A 19,484-nucleotide genomic window follows, 5' to 3' on the forward strand; every position below is an offset into this window, starting at 1 on the left:
GCCGCCGGCCCCGCGCGCGGCGAGGCCGGCCCGGCCGAGCGGGACGCGGCGGTCACCGGGCTGGAGCTGGCCGCGCTGGACGAGGAACGGGTGCGCGTCGCCGACGGCCGACGGATCTCCGCGCTGGCCTGCACGATCACCGAGGGCGCCCTGGCCAGCGGGATGGCGATGCGGGTCGACGACGTCGCGGAGATCGCCGGCGTGGCGACCCTGCCGGCCGCCCGACGGCGTGGTCTGGGCGCCGCGCTGACCGCCACCCTGGCCCGGGAACTGCTCGCCGCCGGCACCGACCTGGTCTTCCTCTCCGCGGGCAGCGACGAGATCGCCCGCGTCTACCTGCGGGTCGGCTTCCGCCGCGTGGGCACCGCCTGCATCGCCGAGCCCGCCGCCCTGATCGGCTGACCCACGGCGCGGATCACGCCGGGGGCCGCCACTGCGCGGCCGAGGCCGCGGCGCTGGAGAGCAGACGCGAGTTGATCGTGCCGAGGGCGGCGTCACGGGCCCGCAACGCCAACCGGCCCCGCGCCTGGAGCACCGCCGACATGCGTCGGGTCTGCCGGACCACAGTCGCCGCCCGCGGCCGGCGCACCCGGTCGTACGCCTGCACGGCGTCGGGCAGCCGGGCCTCGCGCAGCAGGGAGGCGAGCGTGGCGGCGTCCTCGAAGGCGAGGCAGGCGCCCTGCCCGAGGTGCGGCGGCATGGCGTGCGCCGCGTCACCGAGCAGCACCACGCCACCGGGCCCGACCGGAAAGCCGTACGCGCGGGGCAGCGGACGCAGCTCGCGGACCTCCTGCTGGACCAGGTCGCTGGGGTCGGTGGCGTCGAGCAGCGCGCCGATCGGCTCGGGCCAGCCCGCGTACCAGCGGCGCAGCAGCGCCAACTGCGTCTCGGGCGGTTCCGGACGGGGCGCTCCGGCGGCGGTGGCCACCCAGTAGATGCCGCCCCGGCTGGAACCGCCGGACGAGCCGCGCTCGCCCAGCGAGGCGGCCACGAACCGGTAACCCGCGCCGAGGACCTCACCGGCGATCGGCTGGTCGGCGGGCAGCCGGGGTGCCCGGTACCAGGGAATGACGGCCCGCCAGGCGGCGCAGCCGGAGCTGACCACCCCGGACTCGGGGGCGAGCTGCCGGCGGATGCCGCTGTCCGTGCCGTCGGCGGCGACCACCAGATCGGCCTCGATGGTGTGCCGGCCGTCGCTGACCGCGGGCCGCTGGCCCGGCTCGACCCGCACGTGTCGCACGGTCACGCCGGTGCGCAGCTCGACCCGGTCGCCGAGCCCGGCGATCAACGCGTCGTGCAGATCCTCACGGTGCACCACCACCGGCATCCGGTCGGCCGGGGTGGGGCGGGGCTGCACCAGCCAGTGCCCGTCCGGCCGGCGGACCCCGCCGTCGGGCAGCGGGGTGGCGATGGCGGCCAGGCCGGCGCCGAGGCCGAGTGCCTGAAGGGCGCGCACGCCGTTGGGCCACAGCACCACGGCGGTCGGCTCGGGGCGTACCCGCTCGGCCCGCTCCAGCAGGGTGACCTGCCAGCCGGAGCGCGCCAGCGCGCTGGTGACCGCGAGGCCACCGACTCCGGCGCCGACCACCACCGCGCTTCGCATCGGTGCCGCCCCCGCTCAGCTGTCCCGGTCGGCGGGACGCGCGCCCGTGGCGTCGGCCCGGTCGTCGCGGGTCTGCGGCGTACCGTCCCCCGCCTGGTCCCCGGTCGACGGGGCGTCGTCGGCCGCGTCGACCGACTCGCCGGCGGGGCGGTCGTCGTCACCTGCGGACTCGGCCGGCAGGACACCGCTGTCCCGCCAGGCGTGGTACTGCTCCTCGCTGACCACCCGGTACCCCTCCGGGGCGGCGGTCCGCGCCGAGGCCTCCCGCGCGGAGAGGTCGACCTGGGACAGGTCGGACGTGCCGGTTGGCGTCGGCGTCGCCGCCGCGCCGAGCGGGATCAGGAACTCCTGGGGGCCGCGCACCCGGACGAAGTAGATCAACGCGCCGAGGAAGACCAGGGCCGCGGTCCAGACGTTGAGGCGGACGCCGAGGATCTGGTTCGCCTCGTCGGTGCGCATCAGCTCGATCCAGAACCGGCCGGCGGTGTAGCCCATCACGTACAGGGCGAACGCCCGGCCACGGCCGAGCTTCAGTCGACGGTCGAGGACGAGGACCAGCGCGACCACACCCAGGTTCCACAGCGCCTCGTACAGGAAGGTCGGCTGGTAGAGGCCCGGTTCGAGGATCGGCTGGCCGGCGTCGTCGCGCAGCGCGTGCCCGGGATTGTCCGGGTCCATCCGGTGGATCTCCAGACCCCACGGCAGGGTCGTCCGGCCACCGAACAGCTCGTTGTTGAACCAGTTGCCCAAACGACCGACCGCCTGGGCCAGCGGCAGGCCGGGGGCCAGCGCGTCGGCTACCACACCGAACGGGATGCCGAGCTGCCGGGCCGCGATGAAGGCGCCGACCGCACCGCCGGCGACCGCGCCCCAGATGCCGAGACCACCCTCCCAGATGGCGAACGCCTTCATCGGGTCGCCACCCGCGCCGAAGTACTTCTCCGGCGAGGTGATCACGTGGTAGATCCGGGCGCCGATGATGCCGGCGGGCACCGCCCAGACGGCGATGTCGAGCACCGCGCCGGGAGCGACGCCGCGCTGACGCAGCCGACGCTCGGTCACCCAGCAGGCCAGCACGATGCCGACGATGATGCACAGCGCGTACGCCCGGATCGGGACCGGCCCGAGCTGCCAGACAGCGGTGCTGGGACTGGGCAGGGCCGCCTGGGGGGACAGCGAGGCGTAGGTCACGGGTGCACACGCTACCGCTGCGCACCCCCGAAGCGGCACCCCGGGCCGCCCTACCGGCAACCCGGTGACTTCTGGTTTGCACCGCCGTAGGCTCTTTGTCCATGAGCGCGCTCACCTGGGCGGTCGCCGCGGTCGTCACCGACGACACCGGACGGGTGCTGCTCTGCCGCCAGGGTCGGGGCGAGCGACGGTACGCCCTGCCCGGCGGGCGGCTGCGTCCGGCGCAGAGCCCGGTGTCCGCGGCGCTGCGCGACATCCGCGCCGAGACCGGCTGGGAGATCGAGCTGGTCGACCTGGTCGGTGTCTACCACCTGGCCGCGCCGGGCACGGCGATCGCGCCGGCGGGGCGGGCCGGGCCGCTGCCGGACGTCCTGGTGCACGTGTTCCGGGCGCGGGTGGCCGGTGTCCGACCCGCCGCCGACCCACCACCGGGTTGCCGGCTCTCCTGGCATCCGCCCGCCGCGCTGCCCGAGGCGGTCACCCCGCTCACCCGGGCGGCCGTCGCGGACGCGGACGGCGGACGCTCCGGTGTCCTGCGCGACGTCCCCTGGGCACCGGCCGGCGCCGAGGCGGCGCCTCCGCGGTCGCCGACGGCCAGCGCTGCCGGTCAGGGCCAGCCCGGCGTGGGGCAGCCACCTGAGCAACGCGGCGAGGCGGCGGATCCGTCCCTACGCCCCTGACAGCGCCACCCCGCTCGAACGTCCGCCGGCGTCGCCGCGCCGGGCGGCCCACATTCCGTTGAGCGGTATACCTGAGAGTCATATTTATGACCCTCAGGTATACCGCTCATCAGAGCGAGTGGTCCGGCAGGCCGGGGCGGAGCGGGAGACGACTCAGCGGACGGGGTTGCGGACGCCCTCGGCCAGCTCGGCGCTGAGCGTACGCAGCGCGGCCAGCCCCTCGGCCTCGGACGTCGCGTCGAGCACGCACCGGACCAGAGCGCTGCCCACGATCACACCGTCGGCGTACCCGGCCACGGTCCCGGCCTGCGCCCCGGTGCCCACACCCAGGCCGACGCCGACCGGCAGGTCGGTGGCCGCGCGGACCCGGGAGACAAGCGTCGGGGCGGCGTCGGAGGTCTGCGCGCGGGCGCCGGTCACCCCCATCACGGCGGTCGCGTAGACGAAGCCCCGGCAGTGCTGGACGGTCATCGCCAACCGGACGTCGGTGGACGACGGGGAGACGAGGAACGTGCGGTCCAGCCCGTGCGCGTCCGAAGCGGCCAGCCACTCGGCTGCCTCGTCGGGGATGAGGTCCGGGGTGATCAGACCGGTGCCGCCGGCGGACGCGAGGTCACGGGCGAACACGTCCACTCCGTACCGCTCGACCGGGTTCCAGTAGGTCATGGTGACCACCGGGGCGCCGGTGGCCGCCACCGCCTCGATGACGCGCATCGTGTCCGCGGTGCGTACGCCCCCGGCCAGCGCGATGTCACTGGCCTTCTGGATGACCGGCCCGTCCATCACCGGGTCGGAGTACGGAATCTCGACCTCGATGACGTCCACGCCGGCCTCGACCATCGCGGTCATCGCCGCGATGCTGCCCTCGACCGTCGGGAAGCCGGCCGGCATGCAGCCGACCAGCAACGCCCGTCCGTCGGCCCGGGCCTTGTCGAACGCCACCCCGATCCGGCTCATCTCACCGCTCCTTGTCGAGGATGCCGAAGTAGTCCCCGGCGGTGTGCACGTCCTTGTCGCCCCGCCCGGAGAGGTTGACCACGATGGTGGGCTCCCGGCCCAGCTCGGCGGCGAGCTTCGGGGCCAGCGCGACGGTGCCGGCGAGCGCGTGCGCGCTCTCGATCGCCGGGATGATGCCCTCGGTGCGGCAGAGCAGCTCGAACGCGGCCATCGCCTCGTCGTCGGTGACCGGCAGGTAGGTGGCCCGCCCGCTGTCGTGCAGCCAGGCGTGCTCGGGCCCGACGCCCGGGTAGTCCAGCCCCGCCGAGATCGAGTGCGACTCCAGCGTCTGCCCGTCGGCGTCCTGGAGCACGTACGTGCGGGTGCCGTGCAGCACCCCGGCCGACCCGCCGGTGATGCTGGCCGCGTGCCGGCCGGTCGCGACACCGTCGCCGCCGGCCTCGAAGCCGTACAGCCGCACCGCCTCGTCGGGAACGAACGCGTGGAAGATGCCGAGCGCGTTGGAGCCTCCGCCGACGCAGGCGGTGACCGCGTCCGGCAGCCCGCCGGTGAGGTCGAGGCACTGCTGGCGGGCCTCGTCGCCGATGCCCCGGACGAAGTCACGGACCATCGCCGGGAACGGGTGCGGCCCGGCGGCGGTGCCGATCAGGTAGTGCGTCTCGTCGACGTTGGCCACCCAGTCGCGCATCGCCTCGTTCATCGCGTCCTTGAGGGTGCGCGAGCCGTTGGTGACCGGGACGACTGTGGCGCCGAGCATCCGCATCCGGGCCACGTTGAGCGCCTGCCGCTCGGTGTCGACCTGGCCCATGTAGACCACGCACTCCAGGTCGAACAGGGCGGCGGCGGTCGCGGTGGCCACGCCGTGCTGACCCGCGCCGGTCTCGGCGATCACCCGGGTCTTGCCCATCCGCTTGGTGAGCAGCGCCTGGCCCAGCACGTTGCGCACCTTGTGCGCGCCGGTGTGGTTGAGGTCCTCCCGCTTGAGCAGCACCCGGGCGCCGACCTTGGCGGAGAACCGCCGGGCCTCGTAGAGCAGCGACGGCGTGCCCGCATAGTCGCGCAGCAGCGCGCCGAACTCGGCCCGGAAGGATTCGTCCGCCATCGCCGTACGCCACGCCCCGTCGAGCTCGTCCAGCGCGGCCACCAGGGCCTCGGGAACGAACCGACCGCCGAAGCGGCCGAAGTGGCCGGCGGAGTCGGGCTGCGGGCCGGCCACCGGGGCCAGCGCGTCGGCGCTCATCGGAAATCCTCTCGGTGGGGCGTCACACCGGCGCGACTCAGCGCACCGGCCGGGGCGTCGCCGGGTGGTTACCGGCGTTGACCAGTTCGGCGACCGCCTCGCGCGGGCTCTTCTGGGTGACCAGGCCCTCGCCGACGAGGACCGCGTCGGCACCCGCCGAGGCGTACCGGATCAGGTCGTGCGGGCCGCGGACGCCGGATTCGGCGATCTTGACGACGCTGCTGGGCAGGCCGGGCGCGATCCGCTCGAACACCGACCGGTCGACCTCCAGGGTACGCAGGTCACGGGCGTTGACCCCGATCACCTGCGCGCCGGCCTCCAGGGCCCGGTCGGCCTCCTCCTCGTCGTGGACCTCGACCAGCGCGGTCATGCCCAGCGACTCGATCCGCTCCAGCAGGCCCATCAGGGCGTTCTGCTCCAAGGCGGCGACGATCAGCAGGACCAGGTCGGCGCCGTGCGCGCGCGCCTCGTGCACCTGGTAGCTGGAGACCACGAAGTCCTTGCGCAGCACCGGCACGGTGACCGCGGCCCGGACGGCCGCCAGGTCGTCCAGCGAACCGCCGAACCAGCGCCCCTCGGTCAGCACGCTGATCGCACGGGCGCCACCGGCCGCGTAGTCGACGGCGAGGTCGGCCGGATCGGCGATCTCGGCGATCCGACCCTTGGACGGCGACGAGCGCTTCACCTCGGCGATCACCGCGACGCCGGGCTTGCGCAGGGCCGCGTACGCGTCCAGCGGCGGCGGCGCCGCCGCGGCCAGTTCACGGATCCGCTCCAGCGGAACCTGCTCCTGGCGTCGGGCGACGTCCTCGCGCACGCCGGCCAGAATCTCGTCGAGCACGCTTACGGACGCTGCCTGACCGGCGTCGTCCCCCTCCGCGTGCGCATGCTCAGCAGTCACCAACGGACTCCCCTCTCCGGGTGTCATGGGCCGATGCTAGGGGCAGGGGGCCGACCCCGGACGCCGGGGGTATGGCGCTGCTCACGAAAAGGGCTGCGGCATAATGGCCGACCTGCCGTGAACGGGATGTCACACAGCGCCACCTCCGCCATCGATCGTCGTCACACGCTGGGAGCCCGGCGCTCCCGGCGAGCCGGCCGATCCCCCGATCATGCCACCGACCCCGGGTCCGCGCTCAACGGCAGTTACGTCTGTCGATTCTGTGAGCAAGCTCAAGGCCTAACGGCCCATCCCTGGTCGGGGCCGGGGCGGGACAGTTGACCGGGCGGTCACCACGGCGAAACGTCAGCCGGTCAGCATCGTCCTCGGGCAGACTCGATGGCGCGCCTGCCCCGACCGCCGTCAACTCCTCGTGCGAGGTGACCATGAACATTGCCGAGCCGACCCCCAGCATCGGGCTGACCACCATCTCGCGGACCGTGGCGTCGCTCGCTGTCGGTGTCGTACACACTCTGGAACGGGCCGTGGTCGGTGAGGGCCGGATGCGCACCGCGCGCGGCAACGCCTGGGAGGCGGTCTGCGCCGACCGGGCCCGCGCCGACCAGCGCGCCGAACTGGACCGCCTGGTCGCCGAGCTGACCGCCGCGCGGGCCGCCGCCCGCCGGACGCAGCGGAAGCGTCAGCCGGTCGGCTGACAGCGGCCGACGGCCGGTCTCAACCGGCCGTCGGATCCTCGCCACGGTCCAGCGCGTCCCAGGCCTCGGTGGTCCGACGACCGGCCATCGGCGCCGACGGACCCGCCGGACCGGCCGCCGCCGGCGCGCTGTCCGCGACGGTCCGCGACGGCCGCTCGTACCGCGCGCCCATCGCCGGCCAACCACCGCCGCGCAGCGCCGTCCACCCCCCGCCCACGGCGGCGAGCAGGCCGCCGAGCAGGCAGAGGGCGGGCCACTGCCGGCTCACCACGCCGTCGAGGGCAGCGACCAGGCCGTACCCACCGCCGGCCGCCACGGCCAACCCGAGCGCACCGAGCAGCCCGCCGAGTAGCCGCCGCACCCGGCCCCGGGTCGCCAGCAGCGCGCCACCGCCGGCCAGCGTGACCAGGGCCAACGCCGGAAGCCACGGCAGCAGGGCGGCGCCGCTGCGGGCGTCACGTACCGGCGGCAGCGGCGCCGGGCGCACGGTCAGCTCCAGCGACCAGCTCCGGGTCGCCGCCCACAGCGCCAGGCCCGCGCCGGCCACGCAGAGCACCACGGCGTACGTCAGCTCGCGCCGACCCACCCCGGACCGCCCGCCGCCCTCCGGCCGTCCGTAGCCGGTCATCGGGCTGGCCGCAGCGTCTCGGCGGCGGCGATCGCCGCCAGCACGGCGGCCGCCTTGTTCCGCGTCTCCTGGTCCTCGGCGGCCGGGTCCGAGTCGGCGACCACGCCCGCGCCGGCCTGCACGTAGGCGCGGCCGTCGCGGATCAGCGCGGTCCGGATGGCGATCGCCATGTCCAGGTCGCCACCGAAGCCGACGTAGCCGACCGTGCCGCCGTACACGCCGCGGCGCACCGGCTCCAACTCCTCGATGATCTCCATGGCCCGCACCTTTGGTGCGCCGGAGAGCGTGCCGGCCGGGAAGGTCGCGGCGAGCGCGTCGAACGCGTTCTGGTCCGCACGCAGCGTGCCGGTCACGGTGGAGACGATGTGCATCACGTGGCTGTACCGCTCGATGGTCGCGAACTCGGGCACCTCGACGCTGCCCGGCCGGCACACCCGACCCAGGTCGTTGCGGCCCAGGTCGACAAGCATCACGTGCTCGGCCCGTTCCTTCGGGTCGGCGAGCAGTTCGGCGGCGAGCGCCGCGTCGTCGGCCGGGGTGCCGCCGCGTGGCCGGGTGCCGGCGATCGGGTGCAGCAGGGCCCGGCGCTGACCGTCCGGGCCGGCGGTGACCTTCAGGTGCGCCTCCGGCGACGAGCCGACGATGTCGAAGCCGTCGAAGCGCAGCAGGTACATGTACGGGCTGGGGTTGCTGGTGCGCAGCACCCGGTAGACGTCCAGCGGATCAGCGTGGGTGGACCGCTCGAAACGCTGCGACAGCACGATCTGGAAGCACTCGCCGGCCCGGATCGCCTCCTTGGCCGCCTCCACCGCCTTCGGGTAGCCACCCTCGGGCGTACGGCAGGAGACCTCGCCGGTCGGCGGACGCTCGACCGTGGAGATCATCGGCGGGATGGGCCGGGACAGCGCGGTGGTCATCGCGTCCAGCCGGCCGACCGCGTGGTGGTACGCGGCGGTGACCTGCGCGGCGCGGTCCGGGGCGTCCAGCGGGGGCAGCAGCGCGTTGGCGACCAGGATCGCCGAGCCGTCGTAGTGGTCGAGCACCACCAGGTCGGTGGCGAGCATCATGCCCAGCTCCGGCACACCCAGGTCGTCCTCGATCAGCTCGGGCAGCCGCTCGAAGCGACGGACCAGGTCGTAGCCGAGGTAGCCGACCATGCCCCCGGTCAGCGGCGGCAGCCCGGCGGCGGGGTCGGCGACCGGGCCGGCGAGCGCCGCGACGGTCTCCCGGAGCACCCGCACCGGGTCGCCTCCGGTGGGAAGCCCCGCCGGTGGCTCACCGAGCCACGCCGCCGCGCCGTCCCGCTCCACGAGGGTGGCGCTGCTGCGCACGCCGATGAACGAGTACCGCGACCAGGCCATGCCTGCCGAGCCGACGCCCTGCTCGGCAGACTCCAGCAGGAACGTGCCGGGGCCGCCGGCCAGCTTGCGGTAGACGCCCACCGGGGTCTCCGCGTCGGCCAGCAACCGCCGGGTGACCGGCACCACCCGCCAGCGCGCGGCCAGCTCGGCGAAGGTGCCCGGGTCGGGGCTCACCGTGCCGTCGGTCATACGCCGGCCCCCGTCCCCGTCACCGGCAGCTCGGTGAAGAAGCACGTCCGGTGCCCGGTGTGGCAGGCCGTGCCGACCTGGTCCACGCTGACCAGCAGCGCGTCGCCGTCGCAGTCCAGGGCGACCGAGCGGACGTACTGGTGGTGCCCGGAGGTGGCGCCCTTGACCCAGTATTCGCGGCGGCTGCGCGACCAGTAGGTGGCCCGGCCGGTGGTCAGGGTGCGGTGCAGCGCCTCGTCGTCCATCCAGGCGACCATCAGCACCTCACCCGAGTCGTGCGCGCGGACCACGGCGGCGACCAGGCCGTCGGCGGTGCGACGCAGCCGGGCCGCGATGGCCGGGTCGAGCCGGGAGGGACGGGCCGGCGGGGAGGCGTCCGGGCCGCTCGGATCGCTGGGGACGCCGGTTACCGGCGGGTCAGGTACGGGCACAGTGACCCATTGTCCCGCACGCGGGGCGGGGACCGGCGACCGCTCCCGCCAGGGGCCGGCGGGTCGGGCCAGTTGGGCGACGTAGCGCTCCAGCCGCCCGTCGACCAGGGCGTCGGCCAGGTCGGTGCCGGCGGTCTCGGCGATCACCTCGGCGTACGGGCGGACCAGCGGCAGCGTGCCGGCGACCAGCCGCACGGCGGCGGCCCAGAGCTGCCCGACGGAGCCCGGGCGCAGCCCGAGGCAGAGCAGCATGTCCTCCCGGTAGCCGGGCGGGGCGACGGGCAGTTCCAGGGCCGCCGCGAAGGCCGCCCGGCGGGAGAACACCCGTACCGACGGGTTGGCCGGGCGCAGCACCGACGGGCAGAGCCGGGCCAGGTCGGCGACGGCGAGTCGGACGCCGAGGCGGTCGTCGGCGGCCCGCGCGGCGGCGGCCTTGCCCAGCGCGGCGATCATCTCCTCCAGCCGGGGTGGTTCGGCCGGCTGGCAGAGCACCGGCAGGTCGATCCGGGGCCGCCAGTGCGGGTCGGCCCAGAGCAACCGGGCCGGCGCGGTGACCGGCAGCCCGAACGCCCAGTCCGCGGGCTCGCCGAGCCGGTGCACCCAGGAGCGGACGTCCCGGGCGGCCACCGACACGTGGGTCAGCCGTCCGGCGGATTCGGCCAGGTACGCCCGCCGGGCGGCGTACGGGGCACCGCCGACCAGCACGTCGAGGTCGACGTCGCTGTGCGCGGTGGCCGTCCGGCGAGCGTGACTGCCGCGCAGGAGGATGCCCACGACCGGTCGCTCGGCGGCCTGCCGCAGCCGCGCGGCCCAGTCTTCGAGAAAACCGCTGTTCGGTAACGGAGCGTGACCCACCGCGCCATCGTGCCGTACGCCCGATCGGCGCGCAATGCCCGATGGCGGACCTGGTGTCCGGTCCGAAGGCTACTGCCCGTTGTATCGCCCACCGGCAGGGCCCGTCCAGGTCGCCGGTCCTCGGCCGTTGCGTCGGCGGTGGAATATCATCTAGCGTTGAGTTCATCAGTCGATGAGTTTTCGGAGGTGTCTGATGGACGATGCGATAGCCGTCCGTGACCTGGTCGTCGACCGGGGCGGGCGGCGGGTGCTGGACGGCATCAGCTGCACGGTCGCCCGGGGCGCCGTCACCGGCCTGCTCGGCCCCAGCGGCAGCGGCAAGACGACCTTCCTGCGCGCGGTCGTCGGGGTGCAGGTGGTCACCGGCGGGACCATCACCGTCCTGGGTCAGCCGGCCGGCGCCCCCGCGCTACGGCACCGGGTGGGTTACCTGACACAGGCGCCGAGCGTCTACGCCGACCTGACCGTGCGGGAGAACGCCCGCTACTTCGCGGCCCTGCACGGGCGGGGGCGCGCCGAGGCCGACCGGGCGGTCAGCGACGTGGGGCTGGCCGGGGCGGCCGGCCAACTGGTCGCCACCCTCTCCGGCGGCCAGCGCAGCCGCGCGTCGCTTGCCTGCGTGCTGGTCGGCGACCCGGAGCTGGTCATCCTCGACGAGCCGACCGTTGGCCAGGACCCGGTGCTGCGGGCCGACCTGTGGGCCCGGTTCCACGCCATGGCGGCGGCCGGCACCACCCTGCTGGTGTCCAGCCACGTGATGGACGAGGCGGCCCGCTGCGACCGCCTGCTGCTGATCCGCGAGGGCCGACTGATCGCCGACGACAGCCCCGCCGCGATCCGCGCCGCGGCCGGCGTGGACGACCTCGACGAGGCGTTCCTGCGGCTGATCCGGGCCGGCGCGGCACCCGCCGGAGGCGCCTCGTGAACGCGCGCATCCTGGCGGCCACCACCTGGCGCATCCTGCGCCAGCTCCGGCACGACCGGCGCACCATCGCGCTGCTGGTGGCGGTGCCGGCCGTCCTGCTCACCCTTGTCTACTTCATGTACGCCGACCAGCCGACCCCACCGGGCGCGCCGTCCACGTTCGACCGGATCGCGCTGGTGATGCTCGGCATCTTCCCCTTCGTGATCATGTTCCTGGTGACCAGCATCGCCATGCTCCGGGAGCGCACCTCCGGCACCCTGGAGCGGCTGCTCACGACCCCGATGGGCAAGCTGGACCTGCTGTTCGGCTACGGCATCGCGTTCGGACTGGCCGCCGCGGTGCAGGCGGCGGTCGCCGCCGCTGTCGCGTACTGGGTCTTCGACCTGGAGACCGCCGGCAGCAGCGCGCTGGTGATCGGGATCGCGGTCCTCGACGCGGTGCTCGGCGTCGCCCTCGGGCTGTTCTGCAGCGCCTTCGCCCGCACCGAGTTCCAGGCAGTACAGTTCCTGCCGGTCGTGGTGATCCCCCAGCTGCTGCTGTGCGGGCTGTTCGTGGCCCGCGACCAGATGGCCGGCTGGCTCCAGGCGCTCAGTGACGCCCTCCCCCTGTCGTACGCCGTCGAGGCGTTGCAGGAGGTCGGCGCCAACGCCGAGCCGACCGGCAGGATGTGGCGGGACGTGACCGTGGTGTTCGGCGCGGTGGTGCTGGCGCTGGTGCTCGCGGCGGCCACCCTGCGCCGGCGCAGCGGCTGACCGGCGGGACGGACGAAGGGCGGCGATGACGCGGCGGACGGGCCGGAGACCCGGCAACCCGGGCACCCGGGAGTCGATCCTCGACGCGGCGCGGGCGGCGTTCGCCGAACGCGGCTTCGACGCGGCCTCGATCCGCGCCATCGCCGGCACGGCCGGGGTCGACCCGGCGCTGGTGCACCACTACTTCGGCAGCAAGGACCAGCTCTTCCTGGCCGCGATGAACCTGCCGGTGGACCCGGGTCAGCTGGTGCCGAGGGTGCTCGCCGGTGACCGGGACGGCGTCGGCGAGCGGATGGTGCGCGTCTTCCTCGGAGTATGGGACTCTCCGGCCGGCAGCGCCGGGGTGGCGCTGCTGCGCTCGGCGGTGAGCAACGAGTGGACCGCGCGGCTGCTACGCGAGTTCATCACCACGCAGGTGCTGCGCCGGGTGCTCGAACAGCTGGACGTCGAGCCGGCCCAGCTGCCGCTGCGCGGTTCCCTGGTGGCCACCCAGATGATCGGCTTGGCCATGATGCGGCACGTGGTCCGGCTGGAGCCGGTGGCATCCGCCGACCCGGAGACGCTCGTCGCGGCCATCGGCCCGACCGTGCAGCGCTACCTCACCGGCTCTCTTGCGAGCTGACCGACACGCGAGGCGCCAGCCGCCTGGTGCCGGCGGGCTCAGTACCGGGGTCGGGCCTCGGCCGGGCGGCGCAGCGACGGCAGCAGGCCGGCCAGCTCGTCCGGATCGGCCACCGGGCACGGGAAGGCCAGCCGGACCCGACGCCGGGCACCGGAGCGGCCGAGGGACACCACCAGCCCGTAACGGTCGATGCGCACCACCCGGGGCGGCCCGTCCGGCGTCTGCCCGGTCAGCCCGAGCTGCCGACGCAGGTATTCGGTCAGCTGGGAGGCATCACGTTCGGCGAGGTCGGCCAGCAGCCGTGCCTCGACCGGGTGCACCGGGTCCGGCTCGGCCTCGGCGTACTCCCCGGGGTCGACCCGCTGCACGGCGCCGGCGCGTTCCCAGCGGACCTCGACCACCTCGAAGCGGTACAGCCGGAATCGGGTGCCCAGGTCGAGCAGGTCACCGGTCGGGTCGACGGCGGCGAAGTCGACCGCCGCGTGCCGGGCCTCGTCGCCGCTCAGCTCCGCCGCCCAGCCGGAGACCCAGGCCCGGCCCAGAGCGGGCGCGCCGGCGGCGGGCGGCAGATCGAGCACGTCCAGGACCACCGCGACGTCGTTGCCGCCGGCCACCGGTTGCAGCGCGGCGGCCAGGTGGCTGGCGACCGGCACCAGCAGCAGCACCCGCCCGTCCGGGTCGGTCACGTGCCGGGCGTGGTGCGGGCCGGGCCGGTGGGCCAGGTGGACGAGACCGGGCAGGCGGCCGGCGACGAGGGTACGAACGATCTCGGCGGGGCTGGGCCGCATGGGCGCGACTCCTTCTGAGGTTAGGCTTACCTAATCCGGAGCCTAGAGCACCTGGCCAGCGACGTCCACCACACCGGCGCGATCGTTACCGCGTCTGCTCCAGCCACGAGGCGTAGAGCAGGCCGTAGACCGAGTCCGCGTCCCGGACCAGCTCGTCGTGCGGCCCGCGCTGCACCACCCGCCCCCGGTCCACCACGATCACCTCGTCCGCTGCCTGCGCCGTGGAGAGCCGGTGCGCGATGGCGAGCGTCGTGCGGCCCCTGGTGACCGCGTCCAGGGTGCGTTGCAGACGCACCTCCGTCGCCGGATCCACCGCGCTTGTCGCCTCGTCCAGGACCAGCAGGTCCGGGTCGGCCACGTACGCCCGCGCCAACGCGACAAGCTGCCGCTCCCCGACGCTGAGCGCCTCACCCCGCTCACCGACAGGTGTGTCCAGGCCTGCCGGCAGACCGTCCAGCCAGTCCGACAGGCCCAACTCGGTGAAGGCGGCGCCGAGCTGCTCGTCGGTCAGCTCCGGACGGGCGAACCGGACGTTGTCCCCCACCGTCGCGTCGAAGAGGAAGCCGTCCTGCGGCACCATCACCACCCGGGAGCGCAGCGAGTCGAAGCGGACCTCCGACAGCGGCACCCCGGACAGCAGCACCGCCCCCGCCGACGGATCCATCAGACGGGTGAGCAGCTTGGCGAAGGTCGTCTTGCCGCTGCCGGTCTCACCGACCACCGCCACCCGGCTCTTCGCCGGGATCTCCAGGTCGATGTCGTGCAGCACCGGCGGCCCACCGGGGTACGCGAACCGCACCCCCGCGAAGCGGATGTCCAGCGGCCCGCCCGGCAGATCACGTCCCTGCTCCCCCGGGTCGGCCACGTCCGGGGCGACGTCCAGCACGTCCAGCACCCGGCGCCAGCCCGCGATCGCGTTCTGCGCCTCGTTGAGCACCTCGGTGGCGATCTGCACCGGCTGGATGAAGAGCGTGACCAGGAACAGGAACGCGGTCAGCTGGCCGATCGACAGGGTGCCGTCCACGCCAAGCGTCACACCGAGCACCACCACCCCGGCCAGCGCCAACCCGGCGGCCAGCTCACCCACCGAGCTGCCCACGATGCTGATCCGGATCGCCCGCTGCTGCGCCAGCCGCTGACCGTCGATGGCGTCGTCCAGCCGCCGCGCGGTGCGTCCCGCGATGCCGTACGCCCGGATGACCGGCGCCCCCACGACGCTCTCGCCGATCGCGCCGAGCAGCGTGCCGGTGCGCTGACGCACCGTCGCGTACGCTGCGCCGAGGCGGCGTTGCAACTGCCGGATGACGAGCACCGCCGGCAGGAACGCGGCCAGCACCACCAGGGTCAACTGCCAGGAGTACGCCAGCATGACGGCGGTGGTGACCACCAGCTGACCGAGGTTGACCAGCAGGATCACCCCACCCCACTGGAGGAACTGGGTGATCTGGTCGACGTCGCTGGTGACCCGGGAGACAAGCGATCCGCGCCGCTCCGACTGCTGGTGCAGCATCGACAGGTCGTGCACGTGCCGAAACGCCCGGGTGCGAACGTTCGCCAGCGCCGTCTCGCTGACCGTGAACAGCCGGCGCATCATCAGGTACCCGCAGAGCGTGGTGACCGTGAGGATCGCCGCGGTGATCGCCACCACCGACCACACCACGTCCAGGTTCAGCCCTCCGACGATGCCCCGGTCGATGCCCTGCTGCACGGCGACCGGTACGGCCACCCGGCCGACCATGTAGACAAGCGCGAGGGCCAGCGTGGCGGCCAGCCCGGTCCGCAGCTCCGGTGAGAGCGCCAGGCCACGGCGCAGGGTCTGCCAGGTCGTCTCGGCCCGCTCGTCCCGCTCATCGTTCTTCACGCTCACCGGTCCACCTCGATCTCCAGGCCCGACGGGAGCGGTGCGACCTCGTCGTCGTACGTGCGTTCCTGCGCGCGGTCCACCTCCGCCTGTTCGTAGGCGGTGACCAGGTCGGCGTAGCCGGGCACGGTGGCCAGCAGCTCGGTGTGCGTTCCCCGGGCCACCACCCGCCCCTGCTCGACGTAGATGACCTCGTCGGCAAGCGCGATCGTGGCCCGGCGGTACGCGACGACCAGGATCGACGCGGCCGGCACGCCCGGTTGGCTCGCCGACGAGCGCAGCCCGGCGAGGATGGCCGCCTCCACCCGGGGGTCGACCGCGCTCGTCGCGTCGTCGAGCACCAGCAGTCGCGGTCGGCCGGCCAGCGCGCGGGCCAGGGTGAGCCGCTGGCGCTGGCCGCCGGAGAGCGAGGTGCCCCGTTCGCCGACCATGGTGTCCAGTCCGTCGGGCAGGGCCGCGACGAACCCGTCCGCCTCGGCCAGCCGCAGCGCCGCCCAGACGTCCTCGTCGTCGACGCCGGGCCGGTCCAGGGCGATGTTGGCGCGGACCGTGTCGTCGAAGATGAACGGCACCTGCGCGACCAGGGCCACCGTGCCGGTCAGCGACGCGACGGTCAGCTCCCGCACGTCCACCCCGTCCAGCTCGACGGTGCCGGAGTCCGGGTCGACGAGGCGTACCGCCAGCGAGGTGATTGTGGACTTGCCGGCGCCGGTCGGCCCGACCAGGGCCACCGTCCGCCCGGCCGGCACGGTGAAGCCGACCTCGCCGAGCACCTGCGCGCCGGGCAGGTGCGCCTCGGCAGGCGGGTACGAGAAGTGCACGCCGGTGAAGGTGAGGGTGGCCGGGCCGGAGGTGGCCGGGTCGAGCACCCGCTGCCCGTACGGCATCTCGCCGGTGGCGTCGAGCACGCGGCGCACCCGGTCCCAGCCGGCGACGCTGCGCGGCAGCTCGGCCAGGACCCAGCCGATGGCCCGCACCGGGAAGGCAAGCACGGTGAAGAGGAAGGCCACGCTGACCAGCTCGGCGACGCTGATCGCGCCCTGGCGCAGCCGGAACGCCCCGACCACCAGGACGGCGAGGGTGCCGAGGCTGGGCAGCGTCTCCAGCAGCGGGTCGAAGACACCCCGCAGCCGGCCGACCGCGATCAGCGAGTCGCGCAGCTCGCCGGCGCGGCTGGCGAACCGAGCCGTCTCCTGGGCCTCGCGGCCCATCGTCTTGACCACCAGGGCGCCGTCGAAGCTCTCGTGGGCGATGCCGCTGACCTCGGCGCGCAGCCTCTGCGCCCGGGCCTGCCGGGGCGCCATCCGGCGGGAGTAGACGACGTTGAGCGCGAACAGGGCCGGGAACACCGCGAGGCCGACCAGGGCGAGGGCCCAGTCGGTGGCGAACAGCGAGGCGATCGCGCCGACCAGCATGACCAGCGTGCCGACGGCGAACGGCAGCGGCGCGATCGGATACCACGCCGCCTCGACGTCGGAGTTGGCGTTGGACAGCAGCGTGCCTGTGGAGTTGCGCTGATGCCAGGCCACCGGCAGGTCCAGGTAGCGGCGGGTGACCCGGCGGCGGTAGGCCGCCTGGAGGCGGTACTGCATGTAGCCGGCGCCGAGCCGGCGACCGAAGATGCCCACCACGCGCAGCACGCTGATCCCGAACAGCGCGGCCGCGGCCAGCGCCAGGGTGCCGACGCCCACCTGGCCGCGGGCGATGGACGGCACCACCACCTCGCCGACGACCCCGCCGACGACGTACGCGCTGGCGATGACCATCCCGCCGAACAGCACACTGCCGACCACCGCGACCGCGAAGATCCGTGGCTGTTCCCGGATCGCCTGCCCGAGGACACGCAGCCCTCGGCCCAGCACGTCCCGACTTGTCCTGCTCGCCACGCTCTCCCCCGCCGTAAGCCGCAATTATCTCCCTCATCCTTACCGCTGTTGGCCAGCACCGCCGACCCGGAGCGGATATGTCGACCATCACGTGCCGGCGGGCGCGGTCGTCGAGGTGTGCCGCCGCCCGCCGGCGAGCGGCGGCGGGCGGCCGGGCCTACGATCGGGCCATGTCGCGGTACGCCCGAGCCGAGCGCCAGGCGCTGGCCGATCTCCTCCTGGCCCTCGGGCCCGACGCGCCGACGATCAACGAGGGGTGGGCCACCCGTGATCTCGCCGCGCACCTGGTGCTGCGCGAGCGCCGGCCGGACGCGGCCGGCGGGATCCTGCTGCCGCCACTGCGCGGGTACGCCGAGCGGGTGCGCCGCGGCCTCGCCGCCCGCCCGTACGACGAACTGGTGGCGCAGGTGCGCCGGCCACCGGTGTGGAGCCCGGTCAGCAACCCGCTGACCGACGAGCTGGCCAACACCATGGAGTTCTTCATCCACCACGAGGACGTACGGCGGGCCAGCCCCGGCTGGCAGCCCCGCGACCTGGCGCCCGGCCTCCAGGCCGCCCTGTGGAAGCGAGCCGCCCCGATGGCCCGGCTCGCGCTGCGCCGCTTCCCGGCGGACCTGTACGTGCAGGCGCCCGGGCACGGGGAGATCTCCGTCGGCCGTGGCGGCGATCGGCTGCGGCTGGTCGGGGCGCCTGCCGAACTGGCCCTGTTCCTCTCCGGCCGGCAGCGGGTGTCGAGGGTCCAGCTGGACGGCCCGCCCGAGGCCGCCGGCCGGCTGCGGACCGCTGGCCTGGGCATGTGACGCTCTGAGCATAATCGGTCGCTGCTCCAGTGTGGAGCTTCCCACACCCAGCGAAGCACGCTGATGCCTTCTCCCGTACGCTTCATCGCGCCGCTCTGCGCCGGGCGGCCCGAAGTGGGGGCGCACTGTGCGGAGTTTCGCGATGTCGGCACTGCGGGAGCCCCCGTTCGCCGCGGGGCGCCACGGCGCCACGGAACAGGTTGCGGTCGAGAGCGCCGAATGGGCGCACGCCTTCGGCTTGGTCAATTCCGGCCATCGTGTGCGCCGGCTGCAACGGGCCGACGCCGCGGGGCTGGCCGGCCGCGCCTGCCCGGACGGGTCGGTGGACGGCCTGCGGCTGCTCACCGACCTGATCAGCTGGCTCTTCGTCATGGACGACGCCTGCGACGAGGACGGCCTGGGCAGCGACCCGGCCCGGCTCGGGCCGGCGATCAGCACCCTGCTCGACGTGCTGGACCACTTCGGCGACTCGGATGTCGTACCGCCCGCCGTCGGGCCGCTCGGTGACGCGCTGCACGACCTGTGCCGCCGCATCCGCCCCTACGACCGCCCGGCACTGCTGCTGCGGTTCGTCAGCCAGCTCCGGGAGTACCTGCTGGCGCTGCTCTGGGAGGCGACCAACCGGGAGCGCCGGCGCGTGCCCGAGGTGGCGGAGTACGTCCAACTACGCCGGCACATCGGCGGCGTGCACCCCTGCCTCACCCTGACCGACCTGGCGTCGGCGCAGCCGCCCGGGCCGGACCGGCGCGCCGATCCGGCGTTCGTCGCCCTGGACCTGCTGGCCGTGGACCTGGTCTGCTGGTGCAACGACCTCTTCTCGTACGGCAAGGAGAGCCAGGCGGACCCGGACGCGCAGAACCTGGTGACGGTGATCGCCCAGGGGAGCGGTTCGGACGAGGCGGACGCGTTGCGGGCGGCGGCGGACCGGTTCAACCAGGGGCTCGCGGCGTACCTGACGGCGGAGGAGGCGCTGCTGGCCAGCGGTGACGACGGCGTCCGGCCGGCCGTGGCTACCCGCCGGAACTGGATCCGCGCCACCTACGACTGGTCGGTCGCGGCCGCCCGGTACGCCTGATCCGGCCGCACCGGTCGGTGTTCGGGGACGCCCGAACGATCACC

General features: G+C 74.4%; 19 protein-coding genes and 1 pseudogene. 8 read left to right on the forward strand and 12 right to left on the reverse strand.

The window, feature by feature from the left end; all coding sequences use genetic code 11:
• A partial coding sequence (locus tag FHG89_RS18780; protein WP_139585695.1) for a GNAT family N-acetyltransferase occupies window positions 1–402 on the forward strand: 402 nt, incomplete at its 5' end.
• A 13-nt stretch (window positions 403–415) separates the two neighbouring features.
• On the opposite strand, the gene FHG89_RS18785 is transcribed toward FHG89_RS18780, so the two are convergent.
• Entirely contained in the window at window positions 416–1,603 is a 1,188-nt protein-coding gene (locus FHG89_RS18785) for an FAD-dependent oxidoreductase (RefSeq protein ID WP_139585696.1), read from the reverse strand.
• 15 nt (window positions 1,604–1,618) lie between these two features.
• On the reverse strand, window positions 1,619–2,794 hold the full coding sequence (gene lgt / locus FHG89_RS18790; protein WP_167517463.1) for a prolipoprotein diacylglyceryl transferase: 1,176 nt from the start codon (window positions 2,792–2,794) through the stop codon (window positions 1,619–1,621).
• Between the two features lie 101 nt (window positions 2,795–2,895).
• Between lgt and FHG89_RS18795 the strand changes: the two genes are divergently transcribed.
• Window positions 2,896–3,474, forward strand: a complete 579-nt coding sequence (locus tag FHG89_RS18795; RefSeq protein WP_139585698.1) for an NUDIX hydrolase — start codon at window positions 2,896–2,898, stop codon at window positions 3,472–3,474.
• A 153-nt stretch (window positions 3,475–3,627) separates the two neighbouring features.
• Here the strand turns inward: FHG89_RS18795 and trpA are convergent, their stop codons facing one another.
• Genes trpA through trpC form a run of 3 tightly spaced genes read right to left on the reverse strand, consistent with a single transcriptional unit; the run spans window position 3,628 to window position 6,512 of the window.
• Window positions 3,628–4,431 (reverse strand): tryptophan synthase subunit alpha, encoded by an 804-nt coding sequence (trpA, locus tag FHG89_RS18800; protein WP_139585699.1) that lies wholly within the window; start codon window positions 4,429–4,431, stop codon window positions 3,628–3,630.
• A 1-nt stretch (window position 4,432) separates the two neighbouring features.
• A complete protein-coding gene (gene trpB, locus FHG89_RS18805) occupies window positions 4,433–5,671 on the reverse strand; it encodes a tryptophan synthase subunit beta (protein ID WP_139585700.1) in 1,239 nt (412 codons plus the stop codon).
• Window positions 5,672–5,708: 37 nt separating this feature from the next.
• The gene (gene trpC / locus FHG89_RS18810) at window positions 5,709–6,512 is read right to left on the reverse strand and encodes an indole-3-glycerol phosphate synthase TrpC (RefSeq protein WP_208761018.1); all 804 of its coding nucleotides are present in this window, start codon (window positions 6,510–6,512) and stop codon (window positions 5,709–5,711) included.
• Window positions 6,513–6,997: 485 nt separating this feature from the next.
• Between trpC and FHG89_RS18815 the strand changes: the two genes are divergently transcribed.
• On the forward strand, window positions 6,998–7,267 hold the full coding sequence (locus FHG89_RS18815) for a hypothetical protein (protein ID WP_139585728.1): 270 nt from the start codon (window positions 6,998–7,000) through the stop codon (window positions 7,265–7,267).
• Window positions 7,268–7,286: 19 nt separating this feature from the next.
• On the opposite strand, the gene FHG89_RS18820 is transcribed toward FHG89_RS18815, so the two are convergent.
• The 4 genes and pseudogenes from FHG89_RS18820 to FHG89_RS33860 form a co-directional block, all read right to left on the reverse strand.
• Window positions 7,287–7,895 carry a Trp biosynthesis-associated membrane protein gene (locus FHG89_RS18820; protein ID WP_139585702.1) on the reverse strand — a complete coding sequence of 203 codons (609 nt, stop codon included), beginning with the start codon at window positions 7,893–7,895 and terminating at the stop codon, window positions 7,287–7,289.
• Window positions 7,892–9,445, reverse strand: coding sequence for an anthranilate synthase component I (locus FHG89_RS18825; protein ID WP_139585703.1), 1,554 nt, complete (start codon window positions 9,443–9,445; stop codon window positions 7,892–7,894). Before FHG89_RS18825 ends, FHG89_RS18820 begins: the two co-directional genes overlap by 4 nt.
• Window positions 9,442–9,876 (reverse strand): phosphoribosyl-AMP cyclohydrolase, encoded by a 435-nt coding sequence (gene hisI, locus FHG89_RS33855; protein ID WP_139585729.1) that lies wholly within the window; start codon window positions 9,874–9,876, stop codon window positions 9,442–9,444. Before hisI ends, FHG89_RS18825 begins: the two co-directional genes overlap by 4 nt.
• Window positions 9,877–10,053: 177 nt before the next feature.
• Window positions 10,054–10,329: pseudogene (locus tag FHG89_RS33860) on the reverse strand (phosphoribosyl-AMP cyclohydrolase); the annotation flags it as partial.
• Window positions 10,330–10,924: 595 nt separating this feature from the next.
• Between FHG89_RS33860 and FHG89_RS18835 the strand changes: the two are divergent.
• Genes FHG89_RS18835 through FHG89_RS18845 form a run of 3 tightly spaced genes read left to right on the forward strand, consistent with a single transcriptional unit; the run spans window position 10,925 to window position 13,030 of the window.
• Entirely contained in the window at window positions 10,925–11,656 is a 732-nt protein-coding gene (locus FHG89_RS18835; protein WP_139585704.1) for an ABC transporter ATP-binding protein, read from the forward strand.
• Window positions 11,653–12,408 (forward strand): ABC transporter permease, encoded by a 756-nt coding sequence (locus FHG89_RS18840; protein WP_139585705.1) that lies wholly within the window; start codon window positions 11,653–11,655, stop codon window positions 12,406–12,408. Before FHG89_RS18835 ends, FHG89_RS18840 begins: the two co-directional genes overlap by 4 nt.
• Before the next feature lie 25 nt (window positions 12,409–12,433).
• A complete protein-coding gene (locus FHG89_RS18845; RefSeq protein ID WP_139585706.1) occupies window positions 12,434–13,030 on the forward strand; it encodes a TetR/AcrR family transcriptional regulator in 597 nt (198 codons plus the stop codon).
• 38 nt (window positions 13,031–13,068) lie between these two features.
• On the opposite strand, the gene FHG89_RS18850 is transcribed toward FHG89_RS18845, so the two are convergent.
• From FHG89_RS18850 to FHG89_RS18860, 3 genes are all read right to left on the reverse strand, one after another.
• The gene (locus tag FHG89_RS18850) at window positions 13,069–13,818 is read right to left on the reverse strand and encodes a DUF2470 domain-containing protein (RefSeq protein ID WP_139585707.1); all 750 of its coding nucleotides are present in this window, start codon (window positions 13,816–13,818) and stop codon (window positions 13,069–13,071) included.
• 85 nt (window positions 13,819–13,903) lie between these two features.
• The gene (locus FHG89_RS18855) at window positions 13,904–15,679 is read right to left on the reverse strand and encodes an ABC transporter ATP-binding protein (protein ID WP_139585730.1); all 1,776 of its coding nucleotides are present in this window, start codon (window positions 15,677–15,679) and stop codon (window positions 13,904–13,906) included.
• A 2-nt stretch (window positions 15,680–15,681) separates the two neighbouring features.
• Window positions 15,682–17,565: an ABC transporter ATP-binding protein gene (locus tag FHG89_RS18860; protein ID WP_139585708.1), complete on the reverse strand. Its 1,884-nt coding sequence runs from the start codon at window positions 17,563–17,565 to the stop codon at window positions 15,682–15,684.
• 170 nt (window positions 17,566–17,735) lie between these two features.
• Here FHG89_RS18860 and FHG89_RS18865 point away from each other — a divergent pair, with 170 nt between their 5' ends.
• Window positions 17,736–18,365, forward strand: a complete 630-nt coding sequence (locus FHG89_RS18865) for a TIGR03085 family metal-binding protein (RefSeq protein WP_139585709.1) — start codon at window positions 17,736–17,738, stop codon at window positions 18,363–18,365.
• A 142-nt stretch (window positions 18,366–18,507) separates the two neighbouring features.
• A complete protein-coding gene (locus FHG89_RS18870; RefSeq protein WP_244295616.1) occupies window positions 18,508–19,440 on the forward strand; it encodes a terpene synthase family protein in 933 nt (310 codons plus the stop codon).
• The last annotated feature ends 44 nt before the right edge of the window (window positions 19,441–19,484 follow it).

This window comes from Micromonospora orduensis, from assembly GCF_006228125.1.
Taxonomy (GTDB): domain Bacteria; phylum Actinomycetota; class Actinomycetes; order Mycobacteriales; family Micromonosporaceae; genus Micromonospora; species Micromonospora orduensis.